Origin of the sequence: Mucilaginibacter sp. 3215 (assembly GCF_050433785.1) — a bacterium.
In the GTDB taxonomy this organism is placed as follows: Bacteria; Bacteroidota; Bacteroidia; order Sphingobacteriales; family Sphingobacteriaceae; genus Mucilaginibacter.
In genome coordinates this window covers 287,244-309,097 of the sequence record NZ_JBNPWO010000003.1, presented here as the reverse complement: position 1 = coordinate 309,097, position 21,854 = coordinate 287,244, and the positions used below count along the sequence as shown (strand labels likewise).

17 protein-coding genes are annotated in these 21,854 nt (G+C 44.6%); 12 read left to right on the top strand and 5 right to left on the bottom strand.

The window, feature by feature from the left end; genetic code table 11:
• Positions 1-204: a hypothetical protein gene (locus ABIC84_RS07785; protein WP_429263207.1), complete on the top strand. Its 204-nt coding sequence runs from the start codon at positions 1-3 to the stop codon at positions 202-204.
• Here the strand turns inward: ABIC84_RS07785 and ABIC84_RS07780 are convergent.
• The 3 genes from ABIC84_RS07780 to ABIC84_RS07770 form a co-directional block, all read right to left on the bottom strand.
• Positions 190-2,625 (bottom strand): penicillin acylase family protein, encoded by a 2,436-nt coding sequence (locus ABIC84_RS07780; protein ID WP_429263206.1) that lies wholly within the window; start codon positions 2,623-2,625, stop codon positions 190-192. The two genes, ABIC84_RS07785 and ABIC84_RS07780, sit on opposite strands and share 15 nt — an antisense overlap.
• Before the next feature lie 33 nt (positions 2,626-2,658).
• Entirely contained in the window at positions 2,659-3,237 is a 579-nt protein-coding gene (locus tag ABIC84_RS07775; RefSeq protein WP_429263205.1) for a thermonuclease family protein, read from the bottom strand.
• A 163-nt stretch (positions 3,238-3,400) separates the two neighbouring features.
• Positions 3,401-3,751: a VOC family protein gene (locus ABIC84_RS07770; RefSeq protein WP_429263204.1), complete on the bottom strand. Its 351-nt coding sequence runs from the start codon at positions 3,749-3,751 to the stop codon at positions 3,401-3,403.
• A 250-nt stretch (positions 3,752-4,001) separates the two neighbouring features.
• On the opposite strand from ABIC84_RS07770, the gene ABIC84_RS07765 reads away from it, so the two are divergent.
• The 3 genes from ABIC84_RS07765 (at position 4,002) to ABIC84_RS07755 (ending at position 6,241) form a co-directional block, all read left to right on the top strand.
• Positions 4,002-4,262, top strand: coding sequence for a (2Fe-2S) ferredoxin domain-containing protein (locus ABIC84_RS07765; protein ID WP_091163031.1), 261 nt, complete (start codon positions 4,002-4,004; stop codon positions 4,260-4,262).
• 103 nt (positions 4,263-4,365) lie between these two features.
• Positions 4,366-5,310: a helix-turn-helix domain-containing protein gene (locus ABIC84_RS07760; RefSeq protein WP_429263203.1), complete on the top strand. Its 945-nt coding sequence runs from the start codon at positions 4,366-4,368 to the stop codon at positions 5,308-5,310.
• Positions 5,311-5,395: 85 nt separating this feature from the next.
• On the top strand, positions 5,396-6,241 hold the full coding sequence (locus tag ABIC84_RS07755; protein WP_429263202.1) for an SDR family NAD(P)-dependent oxidoreductase: 846 nt from the start codon (positions 5,396-5,398) through the stop codon (positions 6,239-6,241).
• Positions 6,242-6,471: 230 nt separating this feature from the next.
• On the opposite strand, the gene ABIC84_RS07750 is transcribed toward ABIC84_RS07755, so the two are convergent.
• A complete protein-coding gene (locus ABIC84_RS07750; protein ID WP_429263201.1) occupies positions 6,472-7,002 on the bottom strand; it encodes a ferritin in 531 nt (176 codons plus the stop codon).
• A 130-nt stretch (positions 7,003-7,132) separates the two neighbouring features.
• Entirely contained in the window at positions 7,133-7,492 is a 360-nt protein-coding gene (locus ABIC84_RS07745) for a hypothetical protein (protein WP_429263200.1), read from the bottom strand.
• 231 nt (positions 7,493-7,723) lie between these two features.
• Between ABIC84_RS07745 and ABIC84_RS07740 the strand changes: the two genes are divergently transcribed.
• The 8 genes from ABIC84_RS07740 (at position 7,724) to glgB (ending at position 21,852) form a co-directional block, all read left to right on the top strand.
• A complete protein-coding gene (locus tag ABIC84_RS07740) occupies positions 7,724-8,167 on the top strand; it encodes a hypothetical protein (protein ID WP_426580978.1) in 444 nt (147 codons plus the stop codon).
• A gap of 122 nt (positions 8,168-8,289) precedes the next feature.
• Positions 8,290-10,152 carry a glycoside hydrolase family 13 protein gene (locus ABIC84_RS07735; protein ID WP_426580976.1) on the top strand — a complete coding sequence of 621 codons (1,863 nt, stop codon included), beginning with the start codon at positions 8,290-8,292 and terminating at the stop codon, positions 10,150-10,152.
• 44 nt (positions 10,153-10,196) lie between these two features.
• On the top strand, positions 10,197-10,847 hold the full coding sequence (gene pgmB, locus ABIC84_RS07730; protein WP_429263199.1) for a beta-phosphoglucomutase: 651 nt from the start codon (positions 10,197-10,199) through the stop codon (positions 10,845-10,847).
• A 128-nt stretch (positions 10,848-10,975) separates the two neighbouring features.
• On the top strand, positions 10,976-13,285 hold the full coding sequence (locus ABIC84_RS07725) for a glycoside hydrolase family 65 protein (protein ID WP_429263198.1): 2,310 nt from the start codon (positions 10,976-10,978) through the stop codon (positions 13,283-13,285).
• Positions 13,285-15,099 (top strand): alpha-amylase family glycosyl hydrolase, encoded by a 1,815-nt coding sequence (locus ABIC84_RS07720; RefSeq protein ID WP_429263197.1) that lies wholly within the window; start codon positions 13,285-13,287, stop codon positions 15,097-15,099. Before ABIC84_RS07725 ends, ABIC84_RS07720 begins: the two co-directional genes overlap by 1 nt.
• A gap of 146 nt (positions 15,100-15,245) precedes the next feature.
• Positions 15,246-16,616: an MFS transporter gene (locus ABIC84_RS07715; RefSeq protein ID WP_429263196.1), complete on the top strand. Its 1,371-nt coding sequence runs from the start codon at positions 15,246-15,248 to the stop codon at positions 16,614-16,616.
• A 110-nt stretch (positions 16,617-16,726) separates the two neighbouring features.
• Positions 16,727-19,201 carry a TIM-barrel domain-containing protein gene (locus tag ABIC84_RS07710; RefSeq protein ID WP_429263195.1) on the top strand — a complete coding sequence of 825 codons (2,475 nt, stop codon included), beginning with the start codon at positions 16,727-16,729 and terminating at the stop codon, positions 19,199-19,201.
• A gap of 401 nt (positions 19,202-19,602) precedes the next feature.
• Positions 19,603-21,852, top strand: coding sequence for a 1,4-alpha-glucan branching protein GlgB (glgB, locus tag ABIC84_RS07705; protein WP_429263194.1), 2,250 nt, complete (start codon positions 19,603-19,605; stop codon positions 21,850-21,852).
• The last annotated feature ends 2 nt before the right edge of the window (positions 21,853-21,854 follow it).

Here is a 21,854-nt window from a genome sequence, read left to right as displayed (position 1 = left end):
ATGCTTTTAAAGAGAGCCAGTACAATCCACACCACCAAAACCGCTGTAAAGGCTTGCCAGAAAGAACTTTTTGCTGTTGTGCCAATAAAAAGGGCCGTTAAAAAAGATATGATGGCAACTATCCACCAGGGTAAAAAATATCCGCTGGCAAATGAAAGTATAAGTATGATGAAGAACAACATGGTGCTATTATTTACCGGTTAATGTATAAGTTGATTTAATGCGTGGTGACTGTTCATTTATTGATTGCATGAAAAGCAGTTCTTTTAACTTTCCCTCGTTCCAGGTTTTGAACATGTCATTATAGAAAAAACTGCCGGGATTACCTGATTCGCCGCCGGGAAAAATACCGTAACCTTTTACTTTGGGGCCCATTTGCACCACCATACGCCACGAAGGGCCATGCCCGTCGTGAAGGGCATTAACTGTTGATGCTGTGCCGCCTGATTCAAAATTGCCTGAACCAAAAGCCGGCTGGCGTGATAGGCTGGCTATCTCCATTTTTTTAAATTTACCCCATTGCCAGTTTGCTCCGGGTTTACCACATCTGTCGGTAATTTCCTTTACCGCAGCTGCAAAAGCTTTATTAACGATATCTGCCGCGGTTTCCTTTGCCGGGGTGCGGAGGTCATCAAACCATTTGGAAGTTGGCTCTTTAAGTAACAGTTTTTCCGTACGATCTACAGAAGGAAAATTGTTTTGCAGGGTTTTATCTGCAAAATCATCCCCCCACACAGCATTGTACAATTGCGACCACCAGTTGGAAAATACAGTGGCACCTATTGAATTCGGCGTAAAATTTTTGTCCCACTTATTGATTTGATCGTAAGCACTAAGTTGTGCAGCATTAAGTTTGGTTGGGTCGATATATTTAAGCAGGGTTGGTAAAATGTCCTGTGCCCGGATACTGTATACATCTGTTTGGAGGATGCGCATGCTATCAACGGTGGCATTGGTCATAACGGAAAGTCTGTCATTAATGCGTTTACCGCGTTCATAGGGTGCAAATGACCAGTTGATATAATAAGGATAAGACGGATCTGTTGATGATTGATTGGCCGAGCTTACAAACCCACGAGCCGGATTTTTAATGGTGGGGGCCTGCCCAAATGGTACCCAGCCATGCCAGTCGTCGGCCGGGTCGGTTCCATCTAAAATATATTTCCCCTGGTCTTTGTATTTAAGCGGATATTTACCGTTTGGCGTTATGGCGATATCATCTTTACTGGCAAAAACAAAATTTGAAGCAGGAGCGCTGAAAAAGGTAAGCGCCTTGCGGTAATCGTCATAGTTTTTGCCTGTATTAAGCAGGTACATAGCCATGAGTTCATTGGATTGTTCGTGCGCTATCCACCTTAAAGAATGCCCAACCGGAACAAAATCAGGGCCATCGGCTTTTTGAGTATTGTTTTGATACACAACCGGGCCGTGGTGAGTATAAACTACTGTATCATAAACCGGTTTCTGACCAAGTACTTCAATTTTTTCAACACGGCGGGTAGTTTTATTCCATTTGTTGTTGTACCAGTATTCCTCCATTTTGGTATCCCTGAATTTTTCCTGGTACCAGTCCAATACGTCGGCATCAACATTGGTAATACCCCAGCTAATGTTATTGTTAAAACCTAAAATAACACAGGGCGCACCTGGTAATGATACACCATAAACATTCATACCCGGCGCCGAAAGCTGTACCTGGTACCAGATAGAAGGTAGTGTGAGGTTAAGATGCGGGTCATTAGCTAAAATAGGATACCCGCTTGCTGTTTTACTGCCCGCTACCGCCCAGTTATTGCTGCCGATACCCTCAACACGGGGTTTAGTATTTGTACTATCTGCCATTCCGGCTAAAAAATTAGCGGATGGTTTGGGAATGGGCAATGTTTTAAAATAATCCCATTTTGTCCCTGTAGGGATGATGGGATCTTCGTGCATAGGATAATCGGGAAAAAGATCATTTGTAACGGCCGGGCCAAATTTGCGCAGGATATTGGTCATGGCAAATTCGTTTGAGCCGCCGGCCAATGTTTCCGACATCAGCTTAAGCAAAAAGGCGCAGTTGATAGGTTTCCAGTCTTCGGGGGCATAGTTCAGGAGTTTAAACTCTATGGGGTAACTTCTCGGGCTTAGCTGATGGATATAACTGTTGATGCCATCGGCATACGCCAGGATCATGTTGCGCACCACGGGATCGGTCATCATTGCCTTTATTGTTTTTTCAGCGCCGTAAACCATTCCCATGCGGCGGTGATAGCGGTCAATATCCAGCACTTTGGGGCCGATAACTTCAGCCAGCCTGCCTGCTGCCTGCCGGGTTTGGATATCCATTTGCCAAAGGCGGTCGGTTGCGGTCATGTATCCCTGGGCAAAGTACAGGTCGTGCTCGTTCTGTGCGAAAATGTGCGGGATATGATTCTCATCAAATTTAATGGTCACCTTACCCTGTAAGCCTTTAAGTTTCAGGTCGAGCGTTGGCAAAATGTGCTTGCTTTCGGCATTTTGCCAAAAACCATCAGCAGGGCTCAGGAATTTTCCTAATGGTGGAACGACGCTTATTTTAGTTTGCAGTGCCCAGATGAGCAGTAGTGTGAAAAAGATGGATATGAATGCTTTGGTAAACTTCATTGCTTGGATGATGATGCCCCTAAAGTTAACCATTTAGGCTGCATATTCAAGTCTTGGCTTACGCTTGCGGTAATGTTTTTTAGGTTTAGGAGTTTGAAGTGAGTCTGTCTTAGGTTGTTTCTTTTCCCGGCGAAAATCCCAGGGCGGGGTAGGATTGGCATCCTGCCATAAACCAAGTTTATCTTCGCGGGCCTGTTGTTCCAGAGCAGCCAGTTCGGTGTTTTTGGAATAGGCTTTATACTGCCAGGCGTAGCCGTTTTTTACCAGCTCATAGTTTATATTAGTGCCATCAATAAGTACCACCTGCGCAACTGTACGGCCATAGCGGTCATGTTCGTTACCAATTAATTTTACCTCTTTACCAAAACACAGATCGGAAGTGAATTTTTTAGCTGCTTGTCCAAACGCCTGCGATTTTTCAGGGCAGTCAATTTCGGCAAGCCTTACGGTAACCTGCTGGTTATCGCCGGTAAGCAAACCCAAAGTATCACCATCTTTTATCTTCACAACTTTATAAACACTGGCATCGGGTTGTTTGGTATTATTGGGATTACAACCGGCAATTATAAGTAATACGAGGACGAGGAGGGCAGAGTACTTTTTAAATATCATATATTAATGTGCAGATTTTGGATATGCAAATATGGGTATCTGAAACGGGATTAAAGGGTTTATCGGATTTGACAGTAAGAAGATTAACCCGGATTAAATGAAAAGCATTAAAGGATTTGACCGGCAAAAATCCCGGAATCCGAAATCTCCTCAAATCTCGGTTCTATTTCGCATGCAGGCTCAACGCGTTTCCGTCGGGATCCTTAACAGTGGCAAAGCGACCCCATGGGGTTGTGTCAACATCGCCCACTTCAAGGCCTTTGGCTTTAAGGTCTGCTATATCTTTATCCAGGTTGTCGGTTTTAATTACAAGGCCGCGTACACTACCTGCAGGCATTTCAGGGAACCAGTTTACCAGGGTAATGGAAACAGGCGAGCCGGGAAATGCCATCTGGATCCAGGTTTGTTTTTCAAAGTTAGCTTCAACCAATATTTCAAAACCGATTTTTAGGTAAAACGCTTTGGCTGCTTGTTGGTCGGTTACAGGGATGGAGATAATTTCAATTGCTTTCATATACTTAGCTTTGTTTAATGCTAATGGGTTGGCTTAACCCCGCATTGAATTTCAAATTTATCTTTTAAAATATACAATTAAAAAAAATTAGCATCGGCACCATGTCGATGTATGCGTATCGAATCGGACAGCGGCATTATAATAAAGCCCTTTCAATCTTGTAAACCCAATTAAATCCCGGTTCAGATAAAATTGGAACATTAAAGCATTAACTTTGCTGATTGTTAACATAGTCTTAATAATTGCCATTATGAGCAAATTTACCATACCTGATAAAGTGTTGTACGTATGCGTAGGCAGCAAATGCGGAAAACGAGGCGGTAAGGACATGTACAAGATCGCAAAATCGTACATTAAACATCATCACGGCCCCGAAGAGTTGGAGGTAATTGAAACCGAATGCACCGACAGGTGTAAATATGCCCCTGTGTGCAGTATCCAGCCCGGCAACACCTGGTTGAAAGAATATCACCCTAAAGAGGTGTTGAAGTTGATGGATCTGATTGAGTGACCTCTTCCAAAGATGCCGTATCATAAGCCCCTGCTTTGTAGGGCTTGGACGGCGCTATTAAAATTCACTAACTTTGCGCCGAATCAAATTACATTACCGGGCCATGGAAAATTCAACGATTCCCCGTATGCCATTGGAAACGTTCGCGGCGGACAACTACCAGCAGCCATTACTCAATGTAGAGCATTACCCGGTTGATTCGCAACACTTTGTCATTCAAAACCGGGACACTTACCCGATTAAGGATTATATATCACCGCACCGTCGTAAATTTTACAAGATCTTCCATATGACCCGGGGTACCGGAGTTTTGACCATCGGCCTTCACCGCTACGAAATGGGGCGGAATGAGATCGCTTTTCTCCACCCCGACGAGATCATGTCCTGGCAAACCACCTCAGCAGAGACTGGCGGACATTTCTGCCTGATCCATCCTAACTACTTCGGGCTCGAAGCCGACCATGTGCTTCAGTTGTTCCGGCAGTTCCCGAACTTTGAGACTGATAAGGCGGTGATCCAACTGACCGACGAACAGTCGGCTACGATTAACGGTTATTTCGAAACCATGCACCGGGAAGACCGCGGTAACAGCGACGATAAAAAGCAGGCGATTTTATTACAGTTGCAGATGCTGTTGCTCGAAAGCCGGCGCGCTGGCAAGAACCTGATGCGCACGAAGGCTTCGGAAGGTTATAGCTATATCTACCGTTTCTTATCCTTACTGGAATCATCCTTTCAGATACAGGAACGCGACTCCTACGTTAAGCTTAAAACGGCGGCTGAATTTGCAGACCAACTGCATGTGCACCCCAATTATCTGAATTCCCTTGTTCGCAATCAGACAGGAAAAACCCTGCGGGAACATATACAGGATCGTCTGATCCATGAGGCCAAATCCTTACTCGTGCAAACCGACTGGGGTATCAATGAGATCAGCGATGGGCTGGGCTTCTCCGGCCAGGCCGCCTTTACCTCCCTATTCAAGAAAAAGGCCCTTGTTTCCCCTTCAGAATTCCGCAGAAATGCGGCTGTTTCCACTCATATTTGAAACTCACAAATTTTCCTGTGATTCGAATAAGTGCCTTCAGGGCCTTCCTGCGCAATTTTGTACCATACAATTAATGATCAAGAAAATGAAAACACAGAAAGTATGGTTCGTTACAGGAGCCTCAAAAGGATTAGGTTTAAGTTTAGTAAAACGGTTGTTAACTGAAGGCTACAAGGTAGCGGCTACTTCAAGAGAGGCAGAAGCCTTAAGTACCGAGGTGGGCTACAGTGGCGATGATTTTCTTCCGCTGCAGGTGAACCTGACCGACAATAACAGTGTAGCTGAAGCGATTACCGCGATAATTGCCAAATTCGGCACAATCGACGTAGTTGTGAATAACGCCGGTTACGGGCAGCTTGGCACATTGGAGGAACTAACCGACGACGAAGCTCGTAAAAACTTCGACGTGAACGTATTCGGTTCGCTAAATGTGATCCGTAACGTAATGCCGATATTCCGCGTCAGGAAATCAGGTGCATTCTTTAATATCTCTTCAATAGCCGGTTTCCTGGGCACTTTCCCAGGATGGGGTATATACAACGCCACCAAATTTGCGGTTGCCGGCTTTACCGAAGCGCTTTCGGCTGAAGCAAAATCACTGGGCGTAACTGCTACCATCGTTTATCCCGGCTATTTCAAGACCAATTTCCTGCTGCAAGGCTCATTGCGCACCGCAGCAAACCCGATCACTGACTATAAGGAAGCCCGCGACCTGGAAGTGATCCACAACGAACAAGTCATCGGCAACCAACCCGGCGACCCCGAAAATGCGGCTTTAGCCTTCATCAAGGTGGCTGAAATGGGAGAGCGCCCGCTGCACTTATTCCTGGGTTCAGATTCATTCGCTATGGCGCAAAACAAGATCGAAGCGGTTCAGAAAGACCTGGCTGCTTTCGAGAGTATCAGCAAATCGACCGATTTCAGAAAATAAGCTTTTTCTGCTCTTACAAAAAACCGGCCAGCAATCGCCGGCTTTTTTGTGTTTGCAGGGTAATGCCGAAGGTATCATATGAAAAGGAAAGAGCCACCAAAACAAAAAAGACCGCATCATTTGATTTACGATACAGCCTCCTTAAAATAAGATGTTAAAACAAATGCCTTTCGTTTATCGAAAGGCATTTCGTGTGGAAACCTCTCCCTCTGGAGAGGACAGGGTGGGGCTTAAGCCTCACTATCATATTTTATCTGACCAACGTGCTTGTCAATTTGCCATCTGCCGGTACCCTCTTCGCCGATAACTTCAAATAGTTCAAGGGCGCGGCGGGCTTTGTATTCTTCTTCGCGTTGTTCTTTCAGGAACCAGTTCAGGAACTCCATAGTAACAAAATCCTGTTCTTTCATGCAGCGCGCATATATGTTTTTGATAGCGTTGGTAACGCTAATTTCCTGGTCGAGGGCGTCTTCAAACACTTCGCGGAATGAATTATATTCCTGTTTAATGCCGTTTACCTCAGGTGATACAGCATTGCCGCCCATATCAAGGATATATTTATAAAATTTTAGCTGGTGTTGACGTTCTTCTTCGGCTTGTTTAAAAAAATATTCTGACGAAAAATCATAACCGTTTCGATTGCACCATGATGCCATGGCTAAATATGCTGACGAGGAAAATGCTTCTTTTTTAACTTGCTGATTTAAAAGCGCTTCGATATCTGATGATATCAGGCTTTTTATGCGGAGTAGGTCTTTCATGGTCTTGATAAATTAATGTTATATGTCTTATCGCAGGATAATTATATACAATAATAATGCTGTAAAGGCATATTAGTTTAATTTAAAGACAATATGAAATTAATCTAAATTGTGTTGATAATTAGTCTAATTACAGTGAGTTGCTGTAAAGGCGGTCATGGATAATGTGGTTGAGTTCCAGCATTACAAAAGTACCTTCTAAAAGATCTTTCAGGCTGATGATCTGAGCCAGTGAAAGTACATAACAATGATCGCAGGCGCAGATGAAAATAATCTCTACATCAGGATCAGTAGTAGTGTTCAGCAGTTTTTGCTCAATGTCGATGGCATAAACGGCTTTGCGTAATTTTAAGAAATTGCGATGATCAAACCGGGCAACCTTACTGGCGAAATCGACATACCAGCAACGCTCTGTATCGCATTGGTAAACGGCACCTGTCTTGGTACTGAAAACGTCGGTCCATAAAGTTAGTTCGGTGGTCGCAATCATATAACGATACAAATATTGGTATTATTTGTAATCAATCCAAATAAACACAAGAAAAATATTAACAAATTTGCGGAGGTTTGGGGTAGTAAGAGCTTTGGTTGTATTTGACAAACATTGACCCGCTCAATCGCCGCGGGGTGGCTGTTGCTTTTGTCTTGACACAAAAGTAACCAGGAAGTCAAGTCGGCAGACAGGCTTCTTCGCCGTACTGACCAATCCGCCTTCCTCTCCTTGGCCTTTGCCCTGCAAATCGGTCAGATCACGGGCTGCAATTATTTTGCCCAGGCCGCGCGCACCTCAACGTCTGCAAAAACTTGCTATGCTCCTGCAGCCGCACAGGCCACCATTGTTCTGCCGGCTTTCACCCGAAGCTTACCTGCCGACGGGTTTGAGAGAGATACAAGACAGCAAGAGTCAAGAAATAAGACAATGAGAGTCAGGAAGAAAGACAAAAGAGAAGAACTTAATAAGGGAAAAGGCTGTTATAATCTCCAAAACAAAAGTGCGCCGGCGCGACAAAAAAGCGAGCCGGGGAGTATGGCCTGTGGGTGGAAGCATTTTTTTGTCTTGATTTTTTGGTTACTTTTTCATCAAGGAAAAAGTGACTGGGCCCCGCCCGGCCAAGAGGGCGACGATGTAAGTTATAAAACCATAAAATTTGTTATCTGCCAATAGGATACAACAGCAATTCACTTATCTGTAACTTTTTCATACAAGCAATTAATTTTATTATAAATTTGGAGCGTGGTTATGGGCTTGTCTGTAACCTAACCAATTATCCTTTTATCATTTTTTATATGAGAAAAACCTTACTATCCGCCTTATGCTGCTTGCTGGCTGCTTTGGGTGTAAAGGCACAAACGCCTGCACTTGAGCGTGTTGAGCCCATGTCCTGGTGGGTTGGCATGAGCAATCCTAACCTCCAGCTGGTTGTGCATGGCCGCAATATTGCCGCCCGTAATGTAGTGCTTACTTACCCCGGTGTTAAGCTTAAAGCAGTTCATAAAGTTGAAAATCCGAATTATTTGTTTGTCGATCTGCAAATTTTTTCATCAGCTATTCCGGGAACGTTCCCGATAAAATTTAAGAAGGCAGGCGAAAAAGACCTTACGTATAGTTATACACTTAACAAACGCGACAGATCTGCCGGCAGGGTGCAGGGCGTTACCAGTAAAGACCTGATCTATCTCATTATGCCCGACAGGTTTAGCAATGGCGATGCTGCCAACGACTCATTTGATAACCTGCGTGAGCGGGGCATCCACCGCGATTCGATGTTCAGCCGCCATGGGGGGGACCTTCAGGGAATCATGAACCATTTGGATTACCTGAAAAGTTTAGGAGTAACTGCAATCTGGCTTACACCCGAAATTGAGAATGACGAGCCAAGCGCTTCGTATCACGGGTATGCCGTTACCGATTATTATAAGATAGATCCACGGTACGGCACTAATGACCTTTACAAAAAGTTTGTGGAAAAATGCCACAGCATGGGGCTTAAGGTTATTAAAGATCTTGTACATAACCACGCCGGTACCGAAGGTTACCTTATACAGGATATGCCAATGAAAAGTTGGGTACACCAGTGGCCAGCATACACCAAATCAAACTTCAGGGATGCTGCGGTGATGGATCCGCACGCCTCGCCAATGGACCGCAAACTGATGCAGGACGGCTGGTTTGACCACCGCATGGCCGATTTAAACCAAAATAATGTTTACGTGCAAAACTACCTTACCCAAAACCACATTTGGTGGGTGGAGTATGCGGGTATCGACGGTTTCAGGCTGGATACCTATCCTTATAATGAACCTGTTTATATGGCCAAATGGGCAAAAGGAGTAAAAGCCGAATTTCCGAAGCTTTCCATATTTGGCGAAACGCTGGTATGGTCGGCCGCTAACCAGGCATTTTTTACGCAGGGCAATACGGTTAACCGGGGTTTTGATACCCAGCTACCGGGCGTAACCGATGCTGTTTTAAAAGATGCCATTTATGAAGCTATTAATGGTAACGATGGCTGGACAGACGGTGTTGGTCGCTTGTATTCAGTAGTAGCTCAGGACTTTCTATACCAGGATGCTACCCGCAATACCATATTTATGGATAACCACGATATGAGCCGTTTATTATCAATGGTAGGGGAGGATGTTACTAAATACAAATCGGCTATGGCTATGCTGCTGACCATGAGGGGCGTGCCGCAAATGTATTATGGCGATGAGATTCTGATGAAAAACTACTCGAACCCTGATGGTTTGGTACGCGAGGACTTCCCGGGCGGCTGGGCCGGCGATAAGGAAAATAAATTTACCGCCGAAGGCCGCAGTAAAAAAGAAAATGACGCTTTTAATTATGTGAGCAAGCTGGCTAATTATCGCAAAGGCACTACTGCCCTGCAAACCGGTAAAATGATGCAATTTGTACCCGAAAAAGGTATTTATGTTTATTTTAGATATGATGCCCAAAAAACGGTGATGGTCATGTTCAACAGCAGCGATAAGGAACAGGAAACTACTACCGCACGGTATTTTGAGCGTATCGGCGATGCTAAAAAAGCGAAGAATGTACTAACAGATGAAATGATTGGTCTGGATAAAGTCACTATACCAGGCAAGACAACTTTAGTGTTAGAATTAATACCCGGTGTTACCCATTAAAATAATATCTTAGGGGACTAATTCCCTGTGTTTTACCCAAAAAAATGAATACAATAAAAGCCTGTATTTTTGACCTTGACGGTGTGATAGTCGATACTGCCGTTTACCATTATAAAGCCTGGAAAAGGCTGGCCAATTCGCTTGGCTTTGATTTTACTGAACATCAGAACGAACAGCTGAAGGGCGTAAGCCGGGTACGTTCGCTGCAATTGATCCTGAGCTGGGGCGGCGTTACCAAAACAGAAGCCGAGCAGGAGCAGTTGGCTACTCAAAAAAACACCTGGTATATGGAAATGGTAAACCAGATGAAACCCGAAGAGATCCTGCCTGGGGCCAAAGAGTTTTTAACAACCTGCCGTGCGGTAGGTCTTAAAACGGCGCTGGGTTCCGCCAGTAAAAACTCAATGACCATATTAGAGAAAATTGGTATCACCGATATGTTTGATGCAGTAATTGATGGCAACAAGGTAAGCAAAGCTAAGCCTGATCCTGAAGTGTTTTTGGCAGGAGCGCAGGCCCTGGGCGTTCAGCCCGAAGAATGTGTGGTATTTGAAGATGCCATTGCTGGTGTTGAGGCAGCCATTGCCGGGGATATGAAAGTGGTAGGCATTGGCTCGTCCGATGTATTGAAAGGCGCCAACCTGGTTATTAAGGGTTTGGATGAAATGACACTGGATAAATTGTATAAGTTGTAATGATATTAAATGAATCGTCATTGCGAGGAACGAAGCAATCCCCGATAGGCAGAGCGGCTTTTTATGCACGCCCTGTACAGTTCGCGATTGCTTCGTACCTCGCAATGACGGTTAAATAAAGTGACTCAATGAAAAACTACATAAAAGCTGATGAGTGGAAGATAATTGAAGAAGGCTTCGATCCTCATTACAATAAAATTTCTGAAAGTATCTTCAGCTTAGGTAATGGCCGCATGGGCCAGCGCGCCAATTTTGAAGAAGCTTACAGCGGCGATACCCTGTTGGGCAACTACGTAGCCGGGGTGTACTATCCCGATAAAACCCGTGTAGGCTGGTGGAAGAATGGTTATCCTGAATATTTTGCCAAAGTGCTTAACGCCGCCAACTGGATTGGTATTGATGTGGTAATTGATGGCGAGCAACTTGACCTTGCTAAATGCGAAGTATTCAGTTTTCGCCGGGAACTGAACATGAAAGAAGGTTACCTGAAGCGCGATTTTAGCGCTAAAACAGCATCGGGTAAAGAAGTAAAAGTAGAGGCTATCCGCTTTTGCAGCATGGCCGACGATGAAACAGGTGCTATCAAATACACCCTTACGCCGTTAAACTTCAGTGGGGCTATCACCTTAACGCCTTCAATTGATGGCGATGTGGTGAACGAAGATTCCAACTATGATGAAAAGTTTTGGGACGAAGTAAGCAAGGCGTCACAAAGCGATGGTGGTTACATCTTAATGCGCACCAAAAAAACGGGTTTTGAGGTGGCTACAGGTATGCGATTCAGTGTCTTACAAAACCATGGCGCTACCGAACCCATTGTTCAAGCTATTGAAAAAGAAAAATATGTAGCTGCTAAAGTTGATGTGCAGGCAAAACAGGGTGAAAGCATCACGATGGTTAAATACGCCGCCAACCTTTCATCGCAAAACTATAAACCCGAAGAACTGATTGAGCAGTTATGTGACACGCTTAACCGTATCAGCATCAAAGGTTTTGATACCATGCTGGCCGAACAAGCTGCTGCCTGGGCCGAAAAATGGAAGCATAACGATATTATTATTGATGGCGATGTTTCTGCACAACAGGCCATCCGCTTCAATATTTACCAGCTTAACCAAACCTATACCGGCGAAGATGACCGACTGAATATCGGTCCCAAAGGTTTCACCGGCGAAAAGTACGGAGGCTCTACCTACTGGGATACCGAGGCCTATTGCGTCCCTTTTTATCTCTCAACTGCACCACAAAAGGTTACCCGTAATTTGCTGCTTTATCGCTATAAGCAATTAGGTAAAGCTATTGAGAACGCGCAACTGCTTGGTTTTAAAAACGGCGCGGCTTTATACCCTATGGTTACTATGGATGGTACCGAATGCCATAACGAATGGGAGATCACTTTTGAGGAGATCCACCGGAACGGGGCTATTGCATTTGCTATTTACAACTATGTGCGTTATACCGGCGATGAAGCTTATTTAGGTGATTACGGTTTTGAAGTATTGCTGGGTATAGCCAGGTTCTGGTCGCAAAGGGTTAACTGGTCGGAGGATAGGCAGCAATATGTAATGCTGGGCGTAACCGGGCCAAACGAGTATGAGAACAACGTAAACAATAACTGGTATACCAGCACCATTGCGACCTGGTGTATGCAATATACTGTTGATGTTGCTGATAAAATAAAAGCAGCTGATCCGGAAAAATACGCCGCATTGGTGAGCAAGGTAAGCCTGAATGAGGAAACCGAATTTGGCCGTTTCAGGGATATCATCCAAAAGATGTATTACCCATACGACGAGAAAAGCCAGGTGTTTTTACAACAGGATGGTTACCTGGATAAAGAGCAGATCCTGGTAAAAGATCTGCCCGCGTCAGAGCGTCCTATCAATCAAAAATGGAGCTGGGACAGGATCTTGCGTTCATGCTACATTAAACAGGCTGACGTACTGCAGGGGATTTATTTTTTTGAAGATCAGTACGATATAGATACTATTCGCCGCAACTTTGATTTTTACGAGCCGCGTACGGTGCATGAATCATCGTTATCGCCATGTGTGCACGCTATTTTGGCTGCCAAACTTGGCGATGAGGCGCGTGCTTATGAGTTTTACCTGCGCACTGCCCGTTTAGACCTCGACGATTACAACAACGATACCGAAGATGGCTGCCATATTACTTCCATGGCCGGTACCTGGATGGCGGTTGTGGAAGGTTTTGGCGGTATGCGTGTAAGGGATGGCAAGCTTTCGTTCCAGCCGTTCATTCCAGAAAAATGGTCGTCGTTTTCGTTCCATATTGGTTTCCGCGGTGCATTGCTGAATATTAAGGTGAGTAAGGAAGGTGTGCAGATCAAAAATGCCTCGGATGTTGAAACTACGGTGCTGGTTTATGGTAAAGAGCAGTTGGTAAAAGCCAATGATGAATTACTGGTTGAGGCGTAATGAAAAGCAATAAACTATTTACTTGTTTTATTGCTGCAACAATGTTGCCTGTTATTACGTTGGCACAGGTGAAACCACATCATACAAAAAAACGCATGGAACAAACTACCAACCATAAGCTCATTATATACCAGTTACTGCCCCGCCTGTTTGGCAATACCAAAACGTTGAATAAAACCAATGGATCTATTGAGGAAAACGGTGTAGGCAAGCTGAACGATATCAACGATAAAGCCCTGCAGGAGCTCAAAAAAATGGGCTTTACTTACGTTTGGTACACTGGAGTAATTGAGCATGCGACCATGACCGATTATTCGCAATTTGGTATTAAGGCCGATGATCCGGATATAGTAAAGGGAAGGGCGGGTTCGCCTTATGCAATTAAGGATTATTACGATATCGATCCCGACCTGGCAGTTGATGTTAAAAACCGTATCGGCGAGTACGAAGCACTTATCAAACGCAGCCACAACAATGGTTTAAAAGTATTGATGGATTTGGTTCCAAACCACGTAGCCCGTACCTATGGTTCGGACGTTAAACCTGCCGGTGTACGGGATTTTGGCCAGGATGATGATAAGAGCAAAGCTTTTAGCCCAACCAATGATTTTTACTATATGCCTGGCCAGCCTTTTGTTGTGCCGTCGGGCTATAATCCCGGAGGTGATGAATTCAAAAGTCTGATGAAGGATGGGCATTTTGATGAAAACCCAGCCAAAGCAACCGGTAACGATGTTTTCAGCGCTGCACCATCTATCAATGATTGGTTCGAGACCATGAAGCTGAACTACGGTGTTGACTACATGGATCATCGCCGCGGTCATTTCGACCCCATCCCCTCGCTTTGGAATAAGGTTTATGATATCCTGCATTACTGGAGCGAAAAAGGTGTCGACGGTTTCCGCTGCGATATGGTGGAAATGGTGCCGATTGAGTTTTGGGGATGGGTGATCCCCAAACTAAAAGCCGAGCATCTGGGTTTGGTATTCATCGGTGAGGCTTACGACAAAGGCAAATACAATGACTATATTTTTAAAGGCAAGTTTGATTATCTGTATGATAAGGTAGGTTTGTACGATGCCATTAAACGCCTTACCCGTGATGAACACAATTCATCAACCTGGGAGATCAATGCCGTTTGGAACCACGATAGTAAAGGTATCGATGAGCACATGCTCCGTTTCATGGAAAACCACGATGAGCAGCGCATCGCCTCTAATGATTTTGCAGGTAACCCCTGGCTGGCCGTTCCGGGCATGATCGTAACAGCCACTTTAAATACCGGCCCCGTAATGGTTTACTTTGGCCAGGAAGTAGGCGAACCTGCTATAGGCAACGAAGGCTTTAGCGGTAATGACGGCCGCACTTCCATCTTTGATTACTGGGGAGTGCCCGAGTATCAAAAATGGGTGAATAATCACGAGTACGATGGCGCGCAACTATCTGCCGATCAGCAAAAGCTTCGCGGCTTTTATCATAACCTGCTTAACGCAGTGCGCAATAGTGAAGCTCTTAAATCGGGTGCTTTTTATGAGCTGATGATAGCTAATGAACATCAGCCGGGCTTTGATACCCGTTTGTATATCTACGCCCGCTATACCAACAATCAACGTATATTAGTAATAACCAATTTTAACCGGAGTGAGCGTAAACTAACCGTAAAGCTTCCGGAAGACCTGTTAACAAAATTAAATCAAAGCGGCCATAAACAATTCACCGATCTGCTAAGCGGCGCTAAGTTCAATACCGATGATATACGTAATGGTGTTGAAGTAAGCCTGCCAGCCATGAGTGGATTGTTGCTGGAGTTTTAAATTATACCAATGCTCTTCTCGCGCCGTCATTGCGAGGAACGAAGCAATCCCCAATATGCAGAGCAACTTTGCACGTTCGCCCTGTAATGTTTGGGATTGCTTCGTTCCTCGCAATGACGAAAAAGACACAAACTAATAAACCAATTATGAGTAAACCAACCATCGCGCAAAAGCCACGGTTAAGCTTTTGGCAGATCTTTAACATGAGTTTCGGCTTTTTGGGCATCCAGTTTGGTTTTGCCTTACAAACAGGTAACGCAAGCCGCATCCTCCAAACCTTTGGTGCCGATGTGGAGCATTTGTCGTGGTTTTGGTTGGCCGCGCCTATAACAGGCATGGTTGTTCAGCCTATCATAGGTCATTACAGCGACAGGACCTGGAACCGTCTTGGTCGCCGCCGCCCTTACTTTTTAACAGGCGCTATTTTATCGGGTTTGGCATTGTTTTTTATGCCCAACTCATCTATGTTGGCAGCGCTGATCCCGCCGATAGTAGTAGGCGCTGGCATGCTCATGATTATGGATGCTTCATTCAACGTAGCTATGGAACCTTTCAGAGCTTTGGTAGCCGATAACCTGCCCGATAGTCAGCATACAACCGGCTTTTCCATGCAAACCTGTTTGATAGGTGTAGGCGCTGTAATTGGTTCGTGGTTACCTTATGTTTTTGCCGAATGGTTTGGAATAACCAAAACAGCCAATCAGGGCATTGTGCCTAATAATGTGCTGTATTCCTTTTACATTGGTGCCGCGGTTTTAATAGGTGCTATTTTGTGGACTGTGGTCGGCACTAAAGAGTACCCCCCCGAAGTTTATGCAACCTTTCATGAAAAGGACGAAACGGTATCTGGGCATAAGGGCGGCTTGTTGGAGATCTTCTCCGACCTGGTCAACATGCCCAAAACTATGAAGCAATTAGGGTTGGTACAGTTTTTCTCCTGGTTTGCACTTTTCTCTATGTGGGTATTTACAACCCCGGCAGTTGTTGATCATGTTTACCACATCCCGGCAGGGGATACTTCTTCGGCAGCCTATAATGATGCCGCCAACTGGGTAAATGTATTGTTTGGTGTATATAATTTAGTATCGGCAGTGTATGCTTTGTTATTGCCTCGCATAGTTAAAAAACTGAGCCGAAAAAAAGCGCATGCGTTTTCATTAACTATGGGCGGTTTAGGGTTAATCTCCGTATTCTTTATTCCTGATCCCCGTCTGCTGATCTTGTCAATGATTGGTGTCGGTTTGGCTTGGGGGAGTATCCTTGCTATGCCTTATGCTATTCTATCAAGCTCAATACCAGCCAAAAAGATAGGCGTGTACATGGGCATTTTTAATTTCTTTATTACTTTTCCGCAAATAGTTAATGGCATTATTGGTGGTCCGATAGTGAAGTATGCATACAGCGGGCATGCCATTTATGCTTTGGTAATGGCCGGTATTTTTATGTTCCTGGGGGCGATAGCCGTTCTTTTTGTTCAGGATGGTAAGAAAATTCAAATAATTGAAGCTGCAAATTGAATAAAAATTAAGGATTTGGCACGGTTAATGGTTTTTCGTTAATTCAATTATTGTATATTGCGTAGTAAGTACACTTTATACATCTTTGCAGAAGCCACTAATTTGTTTGAATGGAAAGTAATACCCCAAATCCGGAGTTGATAACCAGTAAGTTAATTGAAGCAGAAAACTTACTTGAAGAAGAAGAGGAATTTCACCACCTTAATAACCCTGCCGATGGTATTAAGCCGGTTGTAAAAAAATATCTCGGTGTACCCAATCATGCCGATCAGGTGGGGAATAAGTTCTACTTTACTGATGGCGATGCTAAAGTTGAAGTTATAGTTGTTACCGACGAGATTATCCGTGTAAGGCTTGCGCCGCATAGCGTTTTTTTAGATGATTTTTCATACGGGGTACCTAAGCTGCCCACCAAGGCGGCAGGTTTTACCCTGCATGAAGATGATAATGAATTTCGGGTATCTACTTATAAAGTGAATTGCCATATCCGCAAAAAGGATTTCTTTATCTTTTTTTCAGATAGCAGTAACCATGTAACCAGCATCGATGCTGTGCCAATGCATTGGGAAGAGAACGTGCAGGCTGGCGGTTATTATGTGTTTTGCACCAAAACCTGCGCACCCGACGAAAGCTTCTTTGGCTTAGGCGATAAACCAACCGAATTTAACCTGCGCGGCAAAAGGCTAAAAAACTGGAACACTGATGCCTACTCATTTCAGTGGAACCAGGACCCTTTGTACCGCAGTATCCCTTTTTACATCAGCGTAAACGAGGGTATAGCACACGGTATCTTCTTTGATAATACATTTAAAGCGCAATTTGACTTTGGCGCCGAAGACAGGACTAAAACAAGTTTTTGGGCAGATGGTGGGGAATTGCAATATTACTATATCCACGGGCCGCACATGATGGACGTGGTAAAAAGCTATCATACCCTAACGGGTACGCACCCTATGCCGCCGCTTTGGGCGCTGGGTTATCACCAATGCCGCTGGAGCTATTATCCTGAAGCTAAGGTTAGGAAGATAGCCAAAGGTTTCCGTGAAAACCAAATCCCATGCGATGGTATCTACCTGGATATCGATTATATGGATGGTTACCGCTGCTTTACCTGGAACCGTAAGTATTTCCCCGATCCTAAAAAAATGATCAGCGAGCTTGCGGCTGATGGCTTTAAAACCGTGGTAATTATTGATCCGGGGATCCGTGTGGATGACAACTACGAGGTATTCAGGGAGGGTAAGGAGAAGCGATATTTCTGCCGCCGAAGCGATGATTATTTTATGGAAGGCCACGTATGGCCGGGCCGTTGCCAGTTCCCAGATTTTACCAATCCTGAAGTACGCGAATGGTGGGGCGGTTTGTTTGACGAACTGGTACAAATGGGCGTTGCCGGTGTATGGAACGATATGAACGAGCCCGCCGTATTTGGTGCAGGTACGTTCCCCGATGATGTGCGTCACCAGTATGATGGTTACCGCGGATCACACCGCAAGGCACATAATATTTATGGCATGCAGATGGTACGCTCAACCTACGAGGGTTTGCGTAAGATCATGAAAAACAAACGCCCTTTTACCATTACAAGGGCAGGTTATTCAGGCGTACAACGCTTTTCATCGGTGTGGACTGGTGACAACGTGGCCTCATGGGAACACCTTAAGCTGGGTAATATCCAGTGTCAGCGTTTGTCGATATCGGGCATACCATTTTGCGGTACCGACATTGGCGGTTTTAGCGGAGAGCCCGATGGCGAACTGTTTACCCGCTGGATCCAGATGGGCACCTTTTCGCCGTTTATGCGTGCGCACTCGGCAGGTGATACAAAAGAGCGTGAACCGTGGAGTTTTGGCGAGCCTTTCACAGCAATCAACCGTAAGTTTATCGAACTGCGTTACCGTTTGATCCCCTACCTATACTCCACTTTCTGGGAGCATCACCGCTATGGTTTCCCTATTTTAAGGCCGATAGTGATGCACGAGCAGGATACACAGCTAAACCACTTCCGCCAGGATGAGTTTACATATGGTGATAAAATATTGGTTTGCCCGGTAATGGAGCCAGGCCAGATCAAACGCAATGTATACCTGCCTAAAGGTAAATGGTACAACTTCTGGACTTATGAGCTTGTTGACGGTGGCCAGGAAGTATCAGTAGATACCCCGCTTGAGACTATGCCGGTATTTATAAAAGCCGGTTCGGTGATACCTGAATACCCGGTAATGCAATACGTTGGCCATAAAGAGATTGAAGAAGTGAAGCTGAATATTTACTATACCGATTATGAAGTAAATTCATTCCTGTTTGAAGATTACGGCGAAACATTTGCGTACGAGCAGGATATTTACCTGGAGAAAAAGTTTGTGGTAAATGGCAGTAGCAAAAATTTAACCATTGATCAGAGCCTGGAAGGTTTGTATACCCCACGCTATGACGGCTATCATTTTAACCTGATAGGTTTGCCGTTTACGCCATCAAAAATAAAAGTAGATGGTAAGGAGGTAAAAGAATTTCAACTAAATGATGATAAAACGGTAGAGTTTAAATACAGTAAAAACTTTAAACATATTGAAATAAACAGGTAGTATTTAGAAGAGGCTAAGCTGCAAGGCAAAAGGTAGTTGCAGCCTTGTAAATCAAGAAACAAAACCTTCATAGCTCTGCTCATGTTAAGGTAATATAATTACAACGCCATTGCTACGGCAATGGCGTTTTTTTTCTGAAACTCGAATTTATTGAATTAGATGAATGGACAGAATGCTTAGCAAATTAAATAAATTCTCTTAATTCGATGAATTCGAGTTCAGACGATTATTCTGTTAATTCATCTAATTCAGTAAATTCTGATTCAGACAATCTTCCCTCCAAAAATAAATCTCCAAAACCCTGCATAATATATTAATCCTGTTATATTTGATTACATATAAACCAAACTCATTCCTGTGATTTGGGTTATCTACTAACACCCTAACAGGTTATCTATATCATGGCCAAAAAAACAACTAAAACCGAGAACCCCTTACCGGATACAAAGCCTGTAAAGGAAAAAAAAGCCGTCACTAAGGTCAAAGCCGATAAAGTAACGCCTGAAACAGGAGCCCCGGAACCTAAAAAAGCAGTTAAAATGAAAACAGCGGCTGCCGAAAAGCCTGTCGTTGTTGTAGAAAAAGCTGCACCGGTTAAAACAAAATCGATTGCTGCTGAAAAGCCTTCAGCCGTTAAAAAAGCAGCATTGGCTAAGTCGAAAGCGGTGAATGCCAATAACCCGACAGAAATTACCCCGCAACCTGTAACGCTTAAAGCCGTTGAACCATACAGCCGTTTTACGGATTTTGATATCAGTTTATTTAAGTCGGGCAAACATTATAAGCTGTATGAAAAACTGGGCTCGCATGTAGTGGAATACCTGGGTGTTATTGGGACTTATTTTGCCGTTTGGGCTCCAAATGCACAATACGTAGCGGTAATAGGCAACTTTAACGGCTGGGACCGCGGTTCGCATAGCTTGAATGCCCGCTGGGATTCATCGGGTATTTGGGAAGGTTTTATTCCAAATGTTGGCAATGGCGAAACGTATAAATACTATATCAAATCATCAACCGGCGAAGACCTGGAAAAAAGCGATCCCTTTGCTTTACGCTGGGAACTGCCGCCGCGTACTGCCTCTATAGTTGCCGATACTTTTTATGAGTGGAAGGATCAGGATTGGATGCAGAACCGTCATGAACATAACGCACTCGACAGGCCATATTCGGTTTACGAAGTGCATTTGGGTTCATGGGCGCGTAATCCCGAAAGTCCAGACGAGTTTTTAACTTACACTCAGCTTGCCGAAAAGATGGTGCCTTATGTAAAGGAAATGGGCTTTACGCACGTGGAGTTCATGCCCATTATGGAACACCCGTACTATCCAAGCTGGGGCTACCAGGTAAGCGGCTATTTTGCTGCAGCATCGCGCTATGGTACGCCGCAACAACTGATGTACCTGATAGAAGAATTTCACAAAGCCGGCATTGGCGTAATCCTGGATTGGGTGCCTTCGCACTTTCCGGGAGATATCCATGCGCTATATAAATTTGACGGTACACACCTTTATGAGCATGCCGATGCCCGCAAAGGCTTTCACCCCGACTGGAAATCATACATTTTTAACTACGGCCGCAACGAGGTAAGGGCTTTTCTGATCAGCAACGCGCTGTTTTGGCTGGAAAGGTATCATGCCGATGGTTTACGCGTTGACGCGGTGGCCTCAATGCTATACCTTGATTATTCGCGCAAGCATGGCGAATGGGAAGCTAACAGGTATGGTGGTAACGAAAACCTCGAAGCTATATCATTTCTCAAAGAATTTAACGAAGCAGTTTACAGCCATTTTCCATCGGTACAAACCATAGCTGAAGAATCTACGTCATTTACAGGCGTTAGTCGCCCGGTTTATTTAGGCGGCCTGGGCTTTGGGATGAAATGGATGATGGGCTGGATGCATGACACTATCGATTATTTTCATGAAGACCCTATTCACCGTAAATACCATCATAACGAGATAACTTTTAGTACTATATATGCCTTTACCGAAAACTTTATGCTGCCTTTCTCGCATGATGAGGTTGTTTATGGCAAAGGCAGCATGCTACGCAAAATGCCCGGTGATGAGTGGAGGCAGTTTGCTAACCTGAGACTGATGTACGGATATATGTTCACACACCCCGGCTCAAAACTACTCTTTATGGGCGGCGAATTTGGGCAGGGCGATGAATGGGATTTCAGCAAATCGTTACAGTGGCATGTGTTGCAGTATCCAAATCACCAGGGTATTAGCGAAACAGTTAAGGCGTTGAACCATTTATATCGTACAGAGTCTGCGCTGTATGAAAAGGCTTTTTCGCACCAGGGTTTTGAGTGGGTTGACGGCGGCAATGCCAACGATTCCATACTGGTTTACCGCCGGATGGGACACGACAGTAAAAACGATCTGATGATCGTCCTGAACATGACGCCTGTTGTACGTCGGGATTATCGCATAGGCGTACCCGCTGCCGGTAAGTGGAAAGAGATCTTTAATTCGGATAATGAAAAATACTGGGGCAGCGGCATCATCAATTATGAGCCTGTAAACAGCGACCAGGTAAGCTGGCATGGCAAAAGCCAATCTATCAAAATTACTATACCGCCGCTTGCAGCTGCGGTATTTAAACTGGCACCTGATGTGCCTGCTAAATATGAATTGAAACGGTAAGC